Origin of the sequence: Rossellomorea vietnamensis (genome assembly GCF_025398035.1) — a bacterium.
Taxonomy (GTDB): Bacteria; Bacillota; Bacilli; order Bacillales; family Bacillaceae_B; genus Rossellomorea; species Rossellomorea vietnamensis_B.
Genome location: NZ_CP104558.1, coordinates 4,434,950 through 4,452,634 on the forward strand (window position 1 = coordinate 4,434,950; position 17,685 = coordinate 4,452,634).

A 17,685-nucleotide genomic window follows, 5' to 3' on the forward strand; every position below is an offset into this window, starting at 1 on the left:
GTTCTTCATCATTACTTAGCAAAGGGGAATAAGTATGGCGATAAGAAGAAATTTTGATAATAATTTAAAAGAGTTAAAAGACAAACTTTTTGATATGGCGGATCTTGCTAAAGTATCTTTAAAAGAATCCGTGGTAGCCTTGAAGACTCAGGACATTGAAAAAGCAGAGGAAATCATCAAAAAAGATCATATCATCAATCAATATGATAATGAAATCAATAATCTTGCCATCATTCTCATTGCGAAGGAGTCGCCTGTAGCAACGGACTTACGGAAAATCATCTCTGCATTAAGGATCTGTTCTGAAATTGAACGGATCGGGGATATGGCTACGAATATCGCGAAATCAACCCTTCATATTGGAAACCAGAAGTTGATCAAGCCGATTGAAGAAATTCCGAGAATGCTCTCGATTGCTGAAGAAATGCTCGAAGAAGCGCTAACCGCTTTTTACAGCGAGGATGCTTCCCTTGCGAAAAAAGTGGCGGATCGTGATGATGAAGTCGACGAGTTATATGGTAAATTAGTAAAAGAACTCATGACCTACATTCCGAACTATCCGAATGAAATCAGTCAGATCACCCAGCTGGCGTTTACGTGCAGGTACATTGAACGCGTAGCGGATCACGTGACGAATATTTGTGAAAATGTCATTTTCTTAGTGACCGGTGAACGGTTTGATCTGAATAACTAAAGCTAAATGAAAAGCGTTCCTTCTGCGGAAGGGACGCTTTTTTTTGCATTGTTGGATGATGGACGTGATTTGTAAAGATTATATTAAGATAATAGTGAAAGTATAGAAAAAATGGGTATTTTGGTACATATTCTTAATAGACACAAAGTTTTACATACAGGAGGATCCAATGTTGAAAATATCGTTTCCCTTTATGAAATATGTACCCCATAGCAGGAAAAGGCGTATCCTATCCAAGATGTCTTATCAACATTCTATCAAGAATAAACTTGTTTATACGTTTCTACTTAATGCCGTGCTGTTCATTTCATGTGTTGTCTTGGCCATTTTTAGTTTGAATCATCTGATGAAGGACATGCGTTTCATGAAAGAAACAGGGGGGCATTCCGTTCAAATCACGGAATTGAGCAGGCTCATCAATGCAAAAGATATCCGGATTGCCGATTACATTACCTTTTTGAATGAGGAGGATGTGAAACAGTATAGGAAACTGAGAGCGGAACTGAATGGCATGACCGATGAGATCATGAATGGACTGGGTAAAGAAGACCGGGAACTCCTTCAAAGGTTCTCTGAAAATAACAAAGCCATCGATGAACTATTTATTAAAGAAATTGCACCTGCAGTCGTTCGTTTAGACGAAGCCATTTATACAGAAGCCAGAATGAAAATAAGTGTTCTGAGGGATCAAAACAATACATTACTAATGCAAGTAAGGGAACAGGCCCTCCAAAAACAGGATACAGTCTTAAAATCAACCGAACAAAGTATGAACACACTCTTTTTCTTGTTGATCGGCTTTGTGATAAGTTCAATAGTCATCAGCTTCTTCATTGTAAATCTCGTATCAAACAAGATTAACAAAAGTATCGATAAAATCCTTTCGGTGACAAGAGCTGTGGCAGAGGGAGACTTAACCCTATCCGTTCCTCCGACCAGGAGAAAGGATGAAATAGGTCAATTGAATTCTTCCATCAGACATATGGTGGAGCGTTTGCGAGAGCTTGTCATAGGGATTAAAGACAGTTCCCACACCGTACAAAGCAATAGCCGGCATATCAAATCCCTTGCAGATTCAATCAATGCCTCCAGTCATCAAGTAGGCGATTCCATGGCCCGGTTATCCGGGAGCTCTGAAGATCAAGTCGCGGCTGCCGAACAACTCAACAATAAGTACCAGACATTCAATGATGGAGTCATTCAAGTAGAAACGAATGGTCATTCCCTGTCAGAACTCTCATCGCATATGCAGGGAGTCACGGTAAAAGGATTCGCATCCATGAATTCTACGACACAGCAGATCGAAATGGTGTATGGGAAAATCAAGAAAACGCATGATCTTCTGGATCTACTAGAGGAAAGCGCAATCGATATCAGCAACCTCACAAAGAGCATCAAGAAAATTGCCGATCAAACGAACCTGCTCTCCCTTAACGCATCGATTGAGGCCGCCAGGGCCGGAGACGCAGGTAAAGGATTTTCGGTTGTTGCAAACGAAGTCAGGAAGTTGGCACAGGATGTAGACGCATCGTTGATTGAAATGAATGAGAGTGTTTTACATGTTCAACATATATCCAGGGAAGTGTCCAGTTCATTAAAAGACGGGTATAAAGAGCTCAGTACCGGTAAGGAATATATCCGTACAACAGGTGAACATTTCAATGAAATGAAAAAACATGCCACTGGTATGGATCACAATATCACGGAAATATCAGGCAGCCTGCAGATGTTAAAAGAATATATGTATCATATTCAGGGAGCATTCCAAAGCGTTTCAGCTGTAGGCAAAGAATTCAATGACGGAACCATCACCATCAATTCCTCCATCCAGGAACAAAATGGCTTAATTGAAACCCTATATGGCCAATCAGATGACCTGACCCAAAAGGCAAACCAACTCTCTGACATGGTGAAAACATTCAAAATGTAAAAGAAACGGCTTACTCATGGAGTAAGCCGTTCTTGTAACCCTGCTATGAGTCCTGAATGATAGACAGGACTTCTTGTTTGGACAGTGTGGATTGTTTTGTGATCTGCTCCACTTTTACCCCCTGTTTATAAAGGGAAATCACTTGATTCTTAATGATTTCGTTAATCGGACTTTTATGAAAAGTCATGTCCCCATCCAACATGAGCTCTTCTTCCAAAACGCTTATTCTCTTCTTCAATTTATAATGCTCCTGCAGAACATTCATCGATAACTCTTCCATGTCTTTTTCAATATCGCGATACCGATCCCGTTGGAAAAACGAAATGACAAGTAATAGGATAGAGAAGCTTACTAATCCAATGAATAGGTAAGTCACTTTATCACCCCAAGATGTATTCTTCATCTTTATTTATAGCACAGATCATGATTCAACTCTATATGATATGTGGATAAATGTGTGGGATATACCAATATTTTGTCGAATGTCGTGGAGAGATCTATAAAGAAAAATGTCGTTATGGAAATGTAATCGCTTTATTATCATTTCAGCATACTAATTCATAAAAAAAATGCACGATTAATCCTATTGCCATCATGTGTAACAAGATACGACAAAATGCGTTTATTGTAGGTTTTTCAATACGGTGTTACGATAAATTTAAGATTAATTGTCATAATATTTAGATCCAATTCATATAATAAATGTTTCGTTTTAGGAGGAATGGTTTTGATCACAGAAATAATCAAGTTAAAGGAACAAGGTGTGTCATTCAGGAAAATTGCCAAAGAACTGAATACAACCGTGGGTAAGGTTCAGTATCAATGGGTGAAGTACCAGAAAGCATTGGGGAATGGCCCTGAACCGGCAGATGTTGAAATGATAAAACCCGAAGCACCGAAGAAACGTGTAGGAAGAGCTGCTTTTGGCAGGAAGATGCCTAGGCTCAGATCAAAAAACCCGAAAGCGACCGAGTTATCGATTACGTTTTCAACTTCTTCAAGGATCTATTGTTATTGGAATATTTCCCATGAATGGATTCGGCATGTGAAGGCTCATTTTAAGATGAACACAGAACCACAGCCATTTGTTCTTCGATTATATGATATTACTTCTATTTCTTTTAATGGTCATAATCAGCATCACTATTCGGATTCATATGTACCTTTTACAGAAACCGATTGGTTTGTGAACGGATTGAAGGAAAATCGAAGCTACTGCATGGAGATCGGTTTGCGCCTGCCATCAGGGGACTTTGTTGCCTTCACTCGTTCCAATGTCATTCATACACCGAGAACCTCTCATCATCAGGAGGCGCACAGTATGAAAGAGTTGATGGAATACGAGCAGGGGTTAATCAGGGAACCAAAATGGGTTGAGCATGTCAGCACATATTCGTATTATGTCATGAATGGGGAGGAAAAGGCATGAAGGCTCTTTCAGAAATCATCGTGTATCCAACATGTAATGAATGTTCATTTTCTCAAGTGTTTGAACGGGAAGATATGATTACTGCCTTACTTATAGAGAATGGTGAATTGATCGATTTCCTTGACCGGAATGAGGGTGGTTCCATTCCTGTAGTATTGAATCCTCTCCTTTTCTCCCTTTTTATGAGCGATGAGTTTAAAGAGAAGGCGAACGCCATCATACAAAGCAACCTCCTGCAAGCTGGCTCTCTTGATAAACCTAAGTGGCAGCTCATCTATTCACAGTGGTCCACTTATGATATGAATCTCGTACAAGCCTACAAGCATCTCACAGTAGAAGGGAAGGCAACCGTCATCCCTACGGCGGTAAGTTCTTTCCCATTAACGCATTACCGGACTCCAAGAGCCATCGAATCGCAGATCCGGATGAGTACATTATTATTCAAGCAGTATTTCCAAATGATCCCTAAGTCGTTCTGGTTACCTCAAGCCGCGTATGTACCGGGGATTGACCTTTATCTCACTGGGCAAGGCATCGAGTATACATTCATTTCTTCCTTTTCCTATGAACATAGTGAAAAGGAACAGCACAGAGGTGTCATCAGGACGCCGAGAGGATTGAAGCTCATTCCTGTTTCGGAGGGCATCGACTCCCAGGACGAAAGCGGTCATCCACTTTCAATCGTCTTTGTAAAGACGCTATCAGACTATGATGCATTAATGAAACTGGATGGAGGAGATGCCCGTCATACAATGGAAGGCATGATGGAAGAGCCTACCGCTCTTTCAAGGGTCGGCTTCGGGTATCTTGGAATGGAGAAACAAGTCCCGATCATGACCGATTCAGCCATTCGGAATATTCGGGTGGTCCATCGCATGGAAGAGCAGCTGGAAAATATGGTGTCGCTGTCAGCAGAAACAGAGTGGACCTTTCAGATTATAAGGGAATGGATATCAAGCATGGAAGGCTTTAAAGGTGAGAATGGAATATCAACGGTCCATTTCGACCGGTTGCTAAAGCAAGTCATGGACGGGCATAAGGATGGACATCTCCTTCTTCATCGAAAAAGAATGATGCCTTTTCCATCTGACGAAATCCTTGAGAAACTCTCCATTGGAATAAAGGGAGACGTGGAAGAGAAGCATGATTCCGTGCTGATCCTTTCCTGGGAGTATCCACCGAATATCGTGGGTGGATTATCGAGACATGTGTATGACTTAGCCAATAATCTTGTGAAAAAGGGAAAGCACGTGCATGTTCTTACCACCATGGCCAATGATGCACTTCCCCTTGAGAAAATGGAAGGTGTCACGATTCATCGGGTGCATCCTTTGCATCCATATGAAGAGGATTTCTTTAAATGGGTATTCGATTTGAACCAGTCCTTCATTCAGTTCGCCCATGACTTGATACGAGATGAAAGAATTACCCATATCCATGCACATGATTGGATCGTTTCGACATCAGCGATGAAGCTGAAAGACTATTACGACCTTCCTCTTATTACGACGATCCATGCTACTGAACATGGCAGGAATCAAGGGATTTATACGGATTTGCAACACAAGATCCACGGGGAAGAGCAGCTTCTCATCGGAGCATCAGATCATCTCATCGTCTGCAGTGAGCATATGAAAGACGAAATCAAGAGCTTATTCACGATAGAAGCACCAATCGCCGTCATACCGAATGGTGTGGAACTGGAGAAACTGGATCAGTCTTCCCCGTACACCCTTTCCAAACCATCGACCCCGTACTTTTTTTCAATCGGAAGGATGGTCCATGAGAAAGGGTTTGAGACCATCATCCGTGTAGCTTCACGGTTAAAGAGTGATGGGTATGACATCTCCTTCGTCATAGCTGGGAAGGGGCCGATGCTCGAGCAATATCGAAAGGCTGTGATCGAAGAGGAACTCTCGGATTGCGTATCATTCGTCGGATATGTCTCGGATAGGGAACGGAATGATTATTTGAAAAATTGTCTGGCCGTCATCTTCCCAAGTTTATACGAACCGTTCGGGATCGTTGCCCTGGAGGCGATGGCCTTCAGGAAAGGCGTGGTCGCTTCCAATACCGGTGGGCTTAAGTCCATTGTGAAACATGAACAAACCGGATTATTATTTGAACCAAATCAGGAACATAGTCTCTATACTCAATTGATTTCATTAATTGAAAATCCGGGGAGATCCGAACAACTGGGTGAACTGGGCTTTAAAATGGCTCAGTCCATGTTCAGCTGGGACCGGATCGCAGACCAGACCATTCATGTATATGATGATGTGCTCCTTCAATCAAAAGTGGAGGGTATAAAAAGATGAAGGCGGTTATATTGGCAGGTGGAGAAGGCAGGCGATTAAGGCCATATACGATGTCCGTTGCGAAGCCCATGGTCCCGATTCTGAATAAGCCAATACTTGAATATAGCATTGACCTCCTGAGTTCTTATGGAATAAAAGATATATTGATTACGACTTGTTATAAAAGTGAGACCATCAAAGATTACTTTGGAAACGGGAAAAGATTTAATGTGAATATCACATATCTTGAAGAAAGATCCCCACTCGGGACAGCGGGCGGCATATTCCTCGCACGACACAGGCTGCGAGAACCGTTCCTTGTTCTCAGCGGAGATGCGTTTACCAATATTCCCATCGACAAGGTCATTGAATTTCATTATGAGAAAAGAGCAGTCATGACCGTCGTATCAAAGGAAGTGGAGAATCCAAAGGAATATGGTATCTGTCATACGGACGAAACCCGCAAATTAGTCGATTTTATCGAAAAGCCCGAAGAGTGGGTAGGCAATGAAGTCAATACAGGTGTTTATATGCTTGATCCACGGCTTTTGGACCGCTATGCCCACATTGGGGCCAAAGATTTCGGGCAGGATTTCATTCCCCGTCTCCTTTTGAATAATGAAGAGGTATACGTGTTTAAGACGAGTGCTTATTGGAGAGATATCGGGAACCCGGAAGAATATAAGTGTGCAAGGGACGATCTTATGAGGGGACATTTCTCCCCTCCCTCTTTTAAGAAAGGATTCCATCATTCAAAGGGTTTGATGGAGCCATTCATCACCCGACTGCAGGTAGCCTGTCCAAATGGGAAGAAACCGATGGTCCTTGCAAAACTGCTTGAGACGGTTCCATCTTCCTCCAGTCAGAAAGAGATTGTATTCGACCACAGGGATGGGGGCCGGACGAAGATCATAAGTGATCCAAAGAGAGGATTCATCATCTATTCCAATGCGGACAGAAGGAATCTGGCAAGGGAGTTTGCAAGATATTACGGAAAGAAAATAAAAATCTGGCAAAAGGTGTAGAGGCTAATGAGGGAGAACCAGAATCGAACGTTTCATATTCAAGGAATAGCCTGGAACAAGAGAAATGAGTATACGCCCATCCACTCTGATAAATGCTCCTCCCTTACGGATATTAACGTAAGGGTGAAAGAAGAGGCTGAGGGGTGGGGGGACTCCTATGTATTCGAAATGGAGAATATGTCGAAAGAAACCCGCCGTCTGAAGGTTTTCTTTCTGATCGAGTGGCTCGCCTGCAAAGAAGATGGAGTGGGGGTGCTGTCCCTTTCAAAGGATACATTCTGGAATTACAGCGGAAGACGGGTTGCCATCACCAATATTGTTTCCTGTGCCGAATCTGTAAAGAAAACCATCTATCCCCTTAATCTGAAGGGGCTCAAACTTTGGAAGAAATCCTTAAGCAAAGGCAGCTTATACTACTATCCCATAACAAATGGCCTGAATATGATGGTGTATATGCTGGATTTCTCTTTCAAGCCCTTCGAAGTGAAACAGGGGAAAGTATATGCCATTGAAGGTGAGATGGAAGAAGAGGTTGCAAATTTAAGTGATAGAATTAAAAACGGACTAGCATTTCCCGGTGAAAAGTGATATTATATAAAAGTCGTATGAATAGTAGAAGATGTATATGTTTGGAGGGAAATTATAATGCGTGTAAACATTACTTTGGCTTGCACAGAAACTGGTGAGCGTAACTATATTACTACTAAGAACAAGCGTAACAACCCAGACCGTTTAGAGCTAAAAAAATATTGCCCGAAATTAAAGCGTGTGACTCTTCACCGCGAAACGAAATAAGCAGCCGGATTTTATCCGCTGCTTTTTTTTATGCTTTATGGGGTTCTAGAGTAATGCCTTTTCCGAAAAGTGGTGGATTGGCTGTCGCATTTAGGCTGGAAATCCATTAAAATAATTTCAGGATCGTAAGCATGGAGGGATCATATGTCTAAAAAAGAAAAGCGGAAATCTCAGCTGCAAGTATTAAAATCCATTGGCCATATTGCATTTCAACAAAAATGTTTCGAAATAGAACAACGCCTTTTTGAGTCTCTTGAATGGAAGCAAAGCAGGACGGTCTCGATCACCATTTCAAGGCCTCCGGAACTTGATACTTGGAATATCATTAAGAGGGGCTGGGAAGAAGGGAAGACCGTGGTTGTGCCAAAGTGCCTCCCAGAGGACCGCCGGTTGATTTTTTATAAACTGAATGATTTTCATCAGTTGGAACAATCATATTTCAATTTATTTGAACCGGACCCTGCGAAGTCCGTCGCTGTACATAACGAATCGATTGAATTGATGATCGTTCCGGGGTTATCTTATACTAACGGGGGTTATCGTCTTGGATTTGGCGGGGGGTATTATGACCGGCTGCTTTCAGACTTTTCAGGAACTGCGATGTCCCTTGCCTTCGAAGAGCAGATGGTCGAATCATTGCCGATTGAATCCTTCGATATGCAGGTATCAACCATACTGACGGAATTGAGACGGATCGATTGTGAAGAGTGAGTTATTCCTTCTTCTTCTCTTCATCCTTGCCATCGCGATTGGAGGATGGAGAACAAGGAATTTAAGTAGATCAGGGGCTTGGATGGCGGTGTTGGTCGGACTAGTCATTGGTATAGCCTATGGTTTCCGGGGCTTGTTTGTATTGGGGGCATTCTTCCTTTCTTCAAGCCTATGGTCTCATCTATTTAAGAAGGACAAGATCGGAATTGAGGACCGGCTTGCTAAGACGTCCACACGGGATTGGCAGCAAGTATTGGCAAACGGCGGACCTGCAGCACTTTTCGCCCTGTTGTTCAGCTTGACTGGGGAAAACGTATGGACATTTGCTTTTGTTGCATCGATTGCTGGGGCAAATTCTGATACATGGGCTTCTGAAATAGGTCCCCTGAGTCGGAAAAACCCTTTTTCCATGAGGTCATTCGAGAGAGTTCCAAAAGGCACATCGGGAGCCGTTTCCCCCATCGGTACAATAGCGGCGGTCACGGGTGCAGCCTTTATCGCACTGACAGCCCTGGTCATGTTGGATGGTATGAATGCCACGCTCTTTCTATCCATCACACTTTCCGGTTTTCTTGGAAATCTCCTGGATACATGCTTGGGGGCATATGTACAGTTGGATTATAGGTGCCGGGTGTGCGGGATACAGACGGAATCGACTGTCCACTGCGGACAGCAAACCGAAAGAACGAAGGGCTACTGGATGAACAATGAACTTGTCAATGCCCTTTCAAGCGTAGTGTCCGGAGTGATCATGCTTCTCCTCTATTGGTAGCAGGCAATAAAATCCCAGGTTTAGATAAATTTATGGGATAAGCTAATCGGTTATGATCCAAACTATAAGCAGGAGGGATCATGATGAACGGATGGACAAAATGGTTAGTGCTCGGAGGTTTGGTTCTCTTTCTGGTTCCGAATCGATATCGTTTGTTGAACTTGTTATTAGGGAATTTACTATTACGGAAATTTGCCGTAAGAGCGGCCATGGGAATACCCGGGATACGCTCAAAATTCATTCAGGGCGCATTCCGCTCTTGACCCAACAAAAAGGACTGCAGGAGGGCCATACCCCATTCCTGCAGCCTTTTTTGTTTACACATCAAAAACAGGTTCGGTATAGTAGGGGGAGACGCGTTAATTTAATGTCGGTAGAGTAAAAGAGTAAAAAGAAAGTAGTGGATGATGTGGATTTACGTTATCATTATTTATTTTGGAAAGTAGCCCATTATTTAGTGGAATATAAACACTATCGGATCTTGAATATTTCCCCCGACCAGGATGAAATATGGTTGGAGAATTCAGGCATGAAAGAAGGAAACATCGTCCGGATCATTCGAAAGGACCTGGATTGGGGTAACTGGGTAAAGAGGGATCTGGAATTGACCTCCATGAATGGAGAAAAAATCAGGAAAACCCTGAGGAAAAGACAGCTTCACATAAAGAATCTATACATATCTACTTTTCCACCTGTCGATGGGGATCCGGGTCTATTCCTCGACCCGGTGAATCGTCATAAAACAACCATCCAGCCTATTCTCCTGGATGGTGATGAAAGTGTTGAAAAGCTTGAAGCCCATCCGCTTTTCGATGATGTAGAATGGGAACTCCCCAATGAAGTGTTGGAGTCCAATGTCGATTGGATCAAAAATATGACAATCACGTCTTCCTCCAAGCAAATTCAGAAAGAGAGACAGCTATTTGAGAGAGGGAAACCGTTTTTCACTTATCTCTTTATTGCCGTTCAAGTGATCATGTTCCTCATTCTTGAAATGAATGGAGGGAGTAAGGACCCGGAGACACTCATTCAATTCGGTGCAAAGTATAATCCCCTGATGATTGAGGGGGAGTGGTGGCGCCTCGTCACACCGATTTTCCTGCATATAGGACTGCTGCATCTCTTGATGAACACACTGGCCCTTTATTATCTCGGAATGGCAGTGGAGAAAATGTTCGGCCGGCTCCGGTTCGTTCTCATTTATATACTGTCGGGAATCGCAGGGACGCTGGCAAGCTTCCTGTTTACATCCAATCTTTCAGCAGGGGCCAGTGGGGCGATCTTCGGCTGTTTCGGTGCTCTCCTGTACTTTGGGGTATTACATCCAAACGTTTTCTTCCGCACCATGGGCACCAATATCATTGCGGTCATCTTATTAAACCTGGTCCTGGGATTCAGCCTTCCTGGCATCGATAATGCGGGCCATATCGGGGGGCTTATCGGAGGGTTCCTTGCGGCCGGGATCGTCAGTCTGCCAAACGCCATCCGGCCCGTGCGTCAACTCCTGTTTCTCTTCGGAAGCATTCTACTGACAGGTATATTGGTATGGAATGGAATCGGAGAAGATTCAAGCTCCTGGGACGTCGATACGGCAAATGGGGTCGCCCAGGAAAAAATATCGAGCCAGGAGTGGGAAGAAGCCGAGGACATTCTTACCCCTGTGGTGGAAGAAGGGTCCCCGAATGCACAAACCTACTTCTACCTTTCATATGCTGAAATCAAGCAGAATAAATTAGCACCGGCGAAGAAGCATTTGAAAGCTGCACTAAAAGAAGATGACCGATTCCATGAAGCCCACTACAATCTTGCGTTGATCCTGATCGATTCCGGGGAAAGGGAAGAAGCTCTCCTACACGCAAAAAAAGCCTATGAATTAAATAGGCAGGATAAAAATTATGAGAATCTTTATAAAGAGTTGCAAGGGGGCAATTAAGATATCAGCTGTCTGAGTAAGGACGCGTCCCCGTTTTGATCAACAAGGAGCACAAGGACTTCCTTTTTATCTTTTTTTACTAATAGGAGAGGAATGGCACTGTCGATGGATTCCACGACAGAGCCGTCCTCTTTTTTTATTCCTAAATAATAGTTTTTATAGAGCCCTTCCCATAGATTACCAATCAGGCGATCCCATTCCTGTCGGCTGAATCCCTCCAAGGGACGGCCATCATACATCGGAAGACTGGTCAGGGGGATGGGGGTGTATTCATCGGCTGGGATACCCATGGAGGTGATGGCCTTTTCCCATAAATATTCGAGTTGCTGGGACGTCACCTTGTCCAGGATATTCTTCCATTCTGTTTCTACGCTGTTCCCAGGTTGCCTGAAGGCATTCAAAGGGCTGAAATTGGAATCTATCACGTACAGGGCATCTTCGGACATTTTCTGGGCACTGGTGAACTCTGTGTCCGATTCATGTATTTCAGAATAGTGAAAAGATACCGCCTGGAGAATGCTGCTATCTTTCCCCTTTATGGTCGATTCCTCTACAATCTGATCGGTATCTTGTTCCCATTCATTCATCAGACCCTTCAATCGGCCGTTCATAAATAAAAAACCGACATCCTGACGTAAATAAGCGGGAGTATCAAGCTTTGAAGTGAGCTTCCAATTCACTTCATAATGATCATTTTTCTTTTCCGGCTGGAGCATGAGAATCGTCGTGGCCGTTTCATAAGATACGTTCTCATTGATGGGAAAGAAAATGATGCTCTCCCTGGTTTGCGGCTTGTAAATAAATTGAATGCAGAGGGCCACTATACACATGATTACCAGAAATGGCATAGCCTCTTTCAGCCTATCCTTCATTTTGTTCACTCCAGTGGTTTGTCCATTTTCTACATAGTATGAATCGATGGAATTGAATATGATAGGATGTATGATTTCAGGCTTCTTTGTCTAGGATGGTAAGGATGGAAAATCATGTAAAGGTATTGGGAGTGAAGGCTAATGTCGAATGAAAAGAAAAAGCCTGTCTCTACTCAGATTGAAGAAAACACCAATTATTTAAGGGATACCTTAGCTGTGGACAAGAGCTTTGATGTCATTCAATTGGATCTGGAGTATGCAGAAAGAAAAATGGCCATGTTTTTAGTGGATGGCTTCGTTAAAGATGATATTATGCATTATCTGATGAAGCTCTTATCTGGACTCAGTCCTGAACAATTGGAAGAGGATACTTTGGAAAAGCTTTTGAAGACGTATATTCCTTATATAGAGATTGAACAAGTAGATGACTTGAATCAGGTGATCGATTTAGTATTGGCAGGTCCGACAGCCCTTGTCGTGGACGGCATTGACAAGGTTATTATGATTGATGCAAGGACTTATCCTGTCAGAGGACCTCAGGAACCTGATTTAGAACGGGTCGTACGGGGTTCGAGGGACGGATATGTCGAGACGATTGTATTTAATACAGCATTGACAAGACGGAGGGTGCGCGATCCCTCTCTTCGGATGGAATACATGCAAATAGGAAGAAGATCCAAAACGGATATCGTTGTCAGTTATATAGAAGACATTGCCGATCCCCATTTGGTGCACAAAATCAAGGATGCTCTCTCGAAGATCGATACAGACGGTCTTCCCATGGGGGAGAAAACGTTAGAAGAGTACATTGCGGGACGGCATTGGAATCCCTATCCACTGGTCCGGTACACGGAAAGACCCGATACTGCGGCGTCCCACCTTTATGAGGGGCATGTCCTCATCATGGTGGATGGATCTCCGAGTGTTCTCATCACCCCGACCACGTTCTGGCATCATCTTCAGCATGCCGAGGAATACAGGAATAAACCTTCTGTTGGGGCTTATCTGCGTTTTGTAAGGTTTATTGCGGTGTGGTCATCGATCTTTTTACTGCCCCTCTATTATTTATTTGCGATCCACCCTGAGCTCCTGCCGGAACCCATGGCCTATATTGGTCCGAATGATGTAGGGGAAGTCCCCCTATTCCTTCAATTCCTCATCATTGAAGTGGGGATCGATATTTTGAGGATGGCCGCCATACACACCCCGTCTTCCCTTGCGACCGCCCTTGGGCTCGTTGCAGCATTGATGATCGGGCAGGTTGCCGTTGAAGTCGGGCTGTTCATTAATGAAGTCATTCTTTACCTGGCCATCGCTGCCATCGGTACGTTCTCTACCCCGAGTTATGAGATGAGTCTGGCTAATCGACTGGTGCGGATCTTTCTATTGATATGCACGGCGTTATTTGGTGTTTATGGATTTGTGGTGGGTGTATTCTTATGGATCATCATGCTTTCAAGAATGAGTTCGTTTGGCATTCCATATATGTGGCCATTTATTCCATTCAATCTCAGGGCATTCAGGGACGTATTCCTTCGTTCCCCGATTCCCCTTAAGAACAGGCGGCCGCGATTTTTGCACCCGAAAGATCCGGATCGTTAGACATGATAGAAAAGAGATTTTCTTACTGGATATTCCTTTAAGGAAATCTCTTTTTGTTTTGTGCTTGTACTGGTTTGTTTAGGATTGAGAAGAAAACGGTTTTCACTTATACTTTATAGGGAAGAAGAGAAAGCAGGTGTATGCATGAAAACGATTTATGATATCCAACAGCTCCTCAAAAGTTATGGAACGATCATATATGTTGGGCATCGTCTTTCCGACCTGCAATTGATGGAAGGCGAATTAAAGGAACTCTACCAATCCCAACTGATTGATACCCGGGATTTTCAGACCGCTTTATTTTTGTTGCGTCACGAAATAGAAATTGAAAAAGAAAAACAGGACAGGTGATAATGATGACAGAAAAATGGTTAGTTGGAGTTGACTTAGGGGGAACGACGACGAAGATTGCGTTCTTAAGTAAATACGGTGAGCTTTTACATAAATGGGAAATCCCCACTGATAAATCGGAAAACGGGAAAAATATCATTGTGAATATTGCGAAAGCAATCGATCAAAAGCTCGAGGAATTGGATCAAAGCAGAGATAAACTGGTTGGTATCGGAATGGGTGCACCTGGACCTGTCGATACGGCAAAAGGAATCATTTATGAAGCCGTCAATTTAGGATGGGAGAATAATACGCCATTAAAAGATCTGCTCGAAGTCGAAACAGGTTTGCACGCAGTCATCGATAACGATGCAAACTGTGCGGCACTCGGTGAAATGTGGAAGGGTGCAGGAGACGGGGCGAAGGACATTGTCTGTGTGACATTAGGAACGGGCGTCGGAGGCGGTGTGATTACAAATGGTGATATCGTCCACGGTGTAAAAGGAGCAGGTGGTGAAATCGGCCATATCACCGTCGTACCGGAAGGCGGATATCAGTGTAATTGCGGGAAGACAGGGTGTCTTGAAACCGTTGCTTCCGCCACCGGTGTCGTCCGGCTCGCAAACGAAAAACTGGATGCCACTGAGCAAGAATCAACGCTTCGTGCCCTCAGGGATTCTCACGGCTCAATCAGCGCCAAGGATATCTTCGATGCGGCAAGGGAACAAGATGGACTAGCCCTGGCAGTCATTGATCAATTAGCCTTCTATCTCGGTTTGTCCCTTGCGAACCTCGGGAATGGTCTGAACCCTGAAAAAATCGTGATCGGTGGAGGAGTCTCTAAAGCAGGAGACATCTTATTACAGCCGGTCGTTAAATTCTTTAAACAGTTTTCATTTCCGACTGTCCGTACCTCTACACACTTAAGCATTGCCACGCTTGGAAATGATGCCGGTGTTATCGGGGCAGCCTGGCTGGTCAAGAACAAGATTTGATTTGACCACAAAGTGAGATTCGAAGGAGAGCTTTCCTTTATGGAAGGTTCTTTTTTTATTTGGACCAGTAGTCCGAAACACCTAATGACAAATGGAGTGTTTTTAATTAATGCGGTTTTATTGAAACTTTTAATGGTTTCATCCGTCTAATAGTATGGGTAGGAGAATAAGGCATCCACGATTATACACCTTCAATATGTATCCACGTTTGACGTTATGTAAATAAATAATGAAGATGAGTCAATGTTACATCCGGAATAATTCCTTATTGAAATCATGAAAGTGTTACATACGATTGAACCGTTTGTAGCAAGGAGGTTGAATAAATGAATGTGAAAAAAATACCAAAGGTCCCGCTTATCATTATCGCTGCATTGTTCCTTTGGATCAAAACGTATATTGTCTACAAAACGAGTTTTGACATAAAGATCGAAAACGCACTCCAGGAACTGATTCTATTCATTAACCCGCTAAGTTTTTTACTTTTCATCTTCGGAGTGGGGTTACTTCTTAAAAAGGATAAGTCTCGCACCCGGTACATCATCACGGCAAGCTTCGTCCTTTCATTTATCCTGTACGGAAACGTAGTATTTTATCGTTTCTTTGATGACTTTTTGACAATGCCCGTCCTCTTCCAAACAAGTAATTTCTCTGATTTGGGCACGAGTGCCAGTGCAATCATGAGCTGGAAGGACGTTTTCTATTTCACCGATGTAATCGCATTAATTCTCATCATAAAGTTGAAACCAACCTGGTTTTCTTTACAGAATTACTCTAAAGCCAATCGACGCGCTTATTTCCTCGTTGCAACAGCACTGGTTTTCTTTAACCTGGGATTGGCAGAATCGGAAAGGCCTCAGCTTCTGACCAGGACATTTGACCGGGAAATGCTGGTCAAGAATATCGGAACCTATAATTATCATGTATACGATCTTTTCCTGCAATCCAAATCTTCCGCCCAGAGAGCCCTCGCAGATGGAAGTGAACTGGCAGATATCGACAACTACGTCAGAGCGGGTTACGCTCGTCCAGATAAAGAAATGTTCGGGGTAGCGAAAGACAAGAACTTAATCATTGTCTCCCTTGAATCACTGCAGAATTTTGTCATCAACAGTGAAGTGAATGGCCAGGAAATCACGCCTTTCCTTAATGATTTCATAGGGGAAAGCTACTATTTTGATCAATTCTACCATCAAACCCAGCAAGGGAAGACGTCCGATTCCGAGTTCATCATGGACAACTCCCTTTATCCCTTGAACCGGGGTGCGGTTTTCTTTACCCATTCCGGGAATGAGTTTGAGTCCATGACGGAGAAGCTTGGGGAGAACGGATATTATACATCGGCCATGCACGCCAATAATAAAAGTTTCTGGAATCGTGACATCATGTATGATTCACTGGGATATGACCGGTATTATTCGTTACCGGATTATGATGTGACAGAAGAAAACTCTGTGAACTGGGGCATGAAGGATATCCCGTTCTTCGAGCAGTCCGTGGAGCATATGAAACAAATGCCTCAACCGTTCAGTACGAAGATGATCACCTTAACGAACCATTATCCTTTCACGCTTGATGAAGAAGATAAGTTAATCGATCCTTACACTTCCCATGACGGTACGGTGAATCGTTATTTCCAAACCGTCCGTTACATGGATGAAGCGGTGAAGAACTTCATTGCGGACTTAAAGGAGTCCGGTTTGTACGATAATTCCGTCATCGTGATGTATGGGGACCATTATGGGATTTCAGAGAATCATAACAAAGCGATGAGTCAATATCTCGGTAAAGACATCACACCTTTTGTAAGCACACAGCTTCAACAGGTGCCGCTGATCATCCACGTTCCCGGTGAGGAAGGGAAAACCATTTCCAAGGTGTCCGGACAAATCGACTTAAAGCCGACCATCATGCATCTTCTCGGGATCGATACCAAAAAGGACATTCAATTTGGTTCGGATCTCTTCTCAGATGAACATGAAGACCTGGCCATACTGCGTGACGGCCGATTCATCTCGAAAGACTATGTGTATGCTGGTGAAAAATGCTGGAATAAGAAAACAGAAGAAAAAACCGATATGAAGTTCTGTGAACCATTTAAAGAGCGTGTCAATAATGAGCTGGAATACTCCGATAAGATCATTTATGGAGATCTGCTCCGCTTTTATGGAGAAACCGAATATCGTGATGACGATGAATCATAAAGTACAAGCTTGCGAAAGGTTTCGCAGGTTTTTTTTTGTCATGAATCTGTGAACCATTCATACATGTAAGTAAGGACATATGAATGGGGAGGTTGC

17 protein-coding genes are annotated in these 17,685 nt (G+C 43.3%); 15 read left to right on the forward strand and 2 right to left on the reverse strand.

All coding sequences use genetic code 11. The features are described from left to right. Positions 1–34: 34 nt before the first annotated feature. Complete coding sequence (phoU, locus tag N5C46_RS22730) at positions 35–694, forward strand: phosphate signaling complex protein PhoU (protein WP_079531735.1); 660 nt, start codon at positions 35–37, stop codon at positions 692–694. 169 nt (positions 695–863) lie between these two features. Beyond that, entirely contained in the window at positions 864–2,624 is a 1,761-nt protein-coding gene (locus N5C46_RS22735) for a methyl-accepting chemotaxis protein (protein ID WP_261750340.1), read from the forward strand. Between the two features lie 43 nt (positions 2,625–2,667). Here the strand turns inward: N5C46_RS22735 and N5C46_RS22740 are convergent, their stop codons facing one another. Beyond that, positions 2,668–3,000, reverse strand: coding sequence for a hypothetical protein (locus N5C46_RS22740; protein WP_261750341.1), 333 nt, complete (start codon positions 2,998–3,000; stop codon positions 2,668–2,670). A 351-nt stretch (positions 3,001–3,351) separates the two neighbouring features. Here N5C46_RS22740 and N5C46_RS22745 point away from each other — a divergent pair, with 351 nt between their 5' ends. From N5C46_RS22745 to N5C46_RS22785, 9 genes are all read left to right on the forward strand, one after another. Further along, positions 3,352–4,053 carry a DUF4912 domain-containing protein gene (locus N5C46_RS22745; RefSeq protein WP_261750342.1) on the forward strand — a complete coding sequence of 234 codons (702 nt, stop codon included), beginning with the start codon at positions 3,352–3,354 and terminating at the stop codon, positions 4,051–4,053. Beyond that, positions 4,050–6,371 (forward strand): glycosyltransferase, encoded by a 2,322-nt coding sequence (locus tag N5C46_RS22750; RefSeq protein WP_261750343.1) that lies wholly within the window; start codon positions 4,050–4,052, stop codon positions 6,369–6,371. The genes N5C46_RS22745 and N5C46_RS22750 overlap by 4 nt, the downstream gene beginning before the upstream one ends. Next, positions 6,368–7,375, forward strand: a complete 1,008-nt coding sequence (locus tag N5C46_RS22755; RefSeq protein ID WP_261750344.1) for a nucleotidyltransferase family protein — start codon at positions 6,368–6,370, stop codon at positions 7,373–7,375. The genes N5C46_RS22750 and N5C46_RS22755 overlap by 4 nt, the downstream gene beginning before the upstream one ends. A 6-nt stretch (positions 7,376–7,381) precedes the next feature. Next, positions 7,382–7,963 (forward strand): hypothetical protein, encoded by a 582-nt coding sequence (locus N5C46_RS22760; RefSeq protein WP_261750345.1) that lies wholly within the window; start codon positions 7,382–7,384, stop codon positions 7,961–7,963. Positions 7,964–8,020: 57 nt separating this feature from the next. Continuing rightward, positions 8,021–8,170: a 50S ribosomal protein L33 gene (gene rpmG / locus N5C46_RS22765; RefSeq protein WP_064091498.1), complete on the forward strand. Its 150-nt coding sequence runs from the start codon at positions 8,021–8,023 to the stop codon at positions 8,168–8,170. A 144-nt stretch (positions 8,171–8,314) separates the two neighbouring features. Beyond that, positions 8,315–8,881 (forward strand): 5-formyltetrahydrofolate cyclo-ligase, encoded by a 567-nt coding sequence (locus N5C46_RS22770; protein WP_261750346.1) that lies wholly within the window; start codon positions 8,315–8,317, stop codon positions 8,879–8,881. Continuing rightward, positions 8,871–9,653 carry a DUF92 domain-containing protein gene (locus N5C46_RS22775; RefSeq protein ID WP_261750347.1) on the forward strand — a complete coding sequence of 261 codons (783 nt, stop codon included), beginning with the start codon at positions 8,871–8,873 and terminating at the stop codon, positions 9,651–9,653. Before N5C46_RS22770 ends, N5C46_RS22775 begins: the two co-directional genes overlap by 11 nt. 83 nt (positions 9,654–9,736) lie before the next feature. Beyond that, positions 9,737–9,916, forward strand: coding sequence for a hypothetical protein (locus N5C46_RS22780; protein ID WP_261750348.1), 180 nt, complete (start codon positions 9,737–9,739; stop codon positions 9,914–9,916). A 266-nt stretch (positions 9,917–10,182) separates the two neighbouring features. Next, a complete protein-coding gene (locus tag N5C46_RS22785; protein WP_261750349.1) occupies positions 10,183–11,586 on the forward strand; it encodes a rhomboid family intramembrane serine protease in 1,404 nt (467 codons plus the stop codon). Here N5C46_RS22785 and N5C46_RS22790 read toward each other — a convergent pair. Beyond that, positions 11,583–12,458 (reverse strand): hypothetical protein, encoded by an 876-nt coding sequence (locus N5C46_RS22790; RefSeq protein WP_261750350.1) that lies wholly within the window; start codon positions 12,456–12,458, stop codon positions 11,583–11,585. The two genes, N5C46_RS22785 and N5C46_RS22790, sit on opposite strands and share 4 nt — an antisense overlap. A 141-nt stretch (positions 12,459–12,599) precedes the next feature. Here N5C46_RS22790 and N5C46_RS22795 point away from each other — a divergent pair, with 141 nt between their 5' ends. The 4 genes from N5C46_RS22795 (at position 12,600) to N5C46_RS22810 (ending at position 17,589) form a co-directional block, all read left to right on the forward strand. Then, on the forward strand, positions 12,600–14,060 hold the full coding sequence (locus N5C46_RS22795) for a spore germination protein (RefSeq protein WP_261750351.1): 1,461 nt from the start codon (positions 12,600–12,602) through the stop codon (positions 14,058–14,060). Between the two features lie 144 nt (positions 14,061–14,204). Beyond that, entirely contained in the window at positions 14,205–14,411 is a 207-nt protein-coding gene (locus tag N5C46_RS22800) for a YqgQ family protein (RefSeq protein ID WP_060673432.1), read from the forward strand. A gap of 5 nt (positions 14,412–14,416) precedes the next feature. Further along, entirely contained in the window at positions 14,417–15,385 is a 969-nt protein-coding gene (locus N5C46_RS22805) for an ROK family glucokinase (protein ID WP_261750352.1), read from the forward strand. Positions 15,386–15,711: 326 nt separating this feature from the next. After that, a complete protein-coding gene (locus N5C46_RS22810; protein ID WP_261750353.1) occupies positions 15,712–17,589 on the forward strand; it encodes an LTA synthase family protein in 1,878 nt (625 codons plus the stop codon). Positions 17,590–17,685 lie beyond the last annotated feature (96 nt).

Excerpts from the sequence above, each read along its gene's own strand:
- rpmG (WP_064091498.1), top strand. The coding sequence starts at position 8,021 with ATGCGTGTAAACATTACTTTGGCTTGCACAGAAACTGGTGAGCGTAAC.
- N5C46_RS22760 (WP_261750345.1), top strand. The coding sequence starts at position 7,382 with ATGAGGGAGAACCAGAATCGAACGTTTCATATTCAAGGAATAGCCTGG.
- N5C46_RS22755 (WP_261750344.1), top strand. The coding sequence starts at position 6,368 with ATGAAGGCGGTTATATTGGCAGGTGGAGAAGGCAGGCGATTAAGGCCA.
- N5C46_RS22750 (WP_261750343.1), top strand. The coding sequence starts at position 4,050 with ATGAAGGCTCTTTCAGAAATCATCGTGTATCCAACATGTAATGAATGT.
- N5C46_RS22780 (WP_261750348.1), top strand. The coding sequence starts at position 9,737 with ATGAACGGATGGACAAAATGGTTAGTGCTCGGAGGTTTGGTTCTCTTT.
- N5C46_RS22770 (WP_261750346.1), top strand. The coding sequence starts at position 8,315 with ATGTCTAAAAAAGAAAAGCGGAAATCTCAGCTGCAAGTATTAAAATCC.
- N5C46_RS22785 (WP_261750349.1), top strand. The coding sequence starts at position 10,183 with ATGAAAGAAGGAAACATCGTCCGGATCATTCGAAAGGACCTGGATTGG.
- N5C46_RS22810 (WP_261750353.1), top strand. The coding sequence starts at position 15,712 with ATGAATGTGAAAAAAATACCAAAGGTCCCGCTTATCATTATCGCTGCA.
- N5C46_RS22795 (WP_261750351.1), top strand. The coding sequence starts at position 12,600 with ATGTCGAATGAAAAGAAAAAGCCTGTCTCTACTCAGATTGAAGAAAAC.
- N5C46_RS22800 (WP_060673432.1), top strand. The coding sequence starts at position 14,205 with ATGAAAACGATTTATGATATCCAACAGCTCCTCAAAAGTTATGGAACG.
- N5C46_RS22805 (WP_261750352.1), top strand. The coding sequence starts at position 14,417 with ATGACAGAAAAATGGTTAGTTGGAGTTGACTTAGGGGGAACGACGACG.
- N5C46_RS22790 (WP_261750350.1), bottom strand. The coding sequence starts at position 12,458 with ATGAAGGATAGGCTGAAAGAGGCTATGCCATTTCTGGTAATCATGTGT.
- phoU (WP_079531735.1), top strand. The coding sequence starts at position 35 with ATGGCGATAAGAAGAAATTTTGATAATAATTTAAAAGAGTTAAAAGAC.
- N5C46_RS22735 (WP_261750340.1), top strand. The coding sequence starts at position 864 with ATGTTGAAAATATCGTTTCCCTTTATGAAATATGTACCCCATAGCAGG.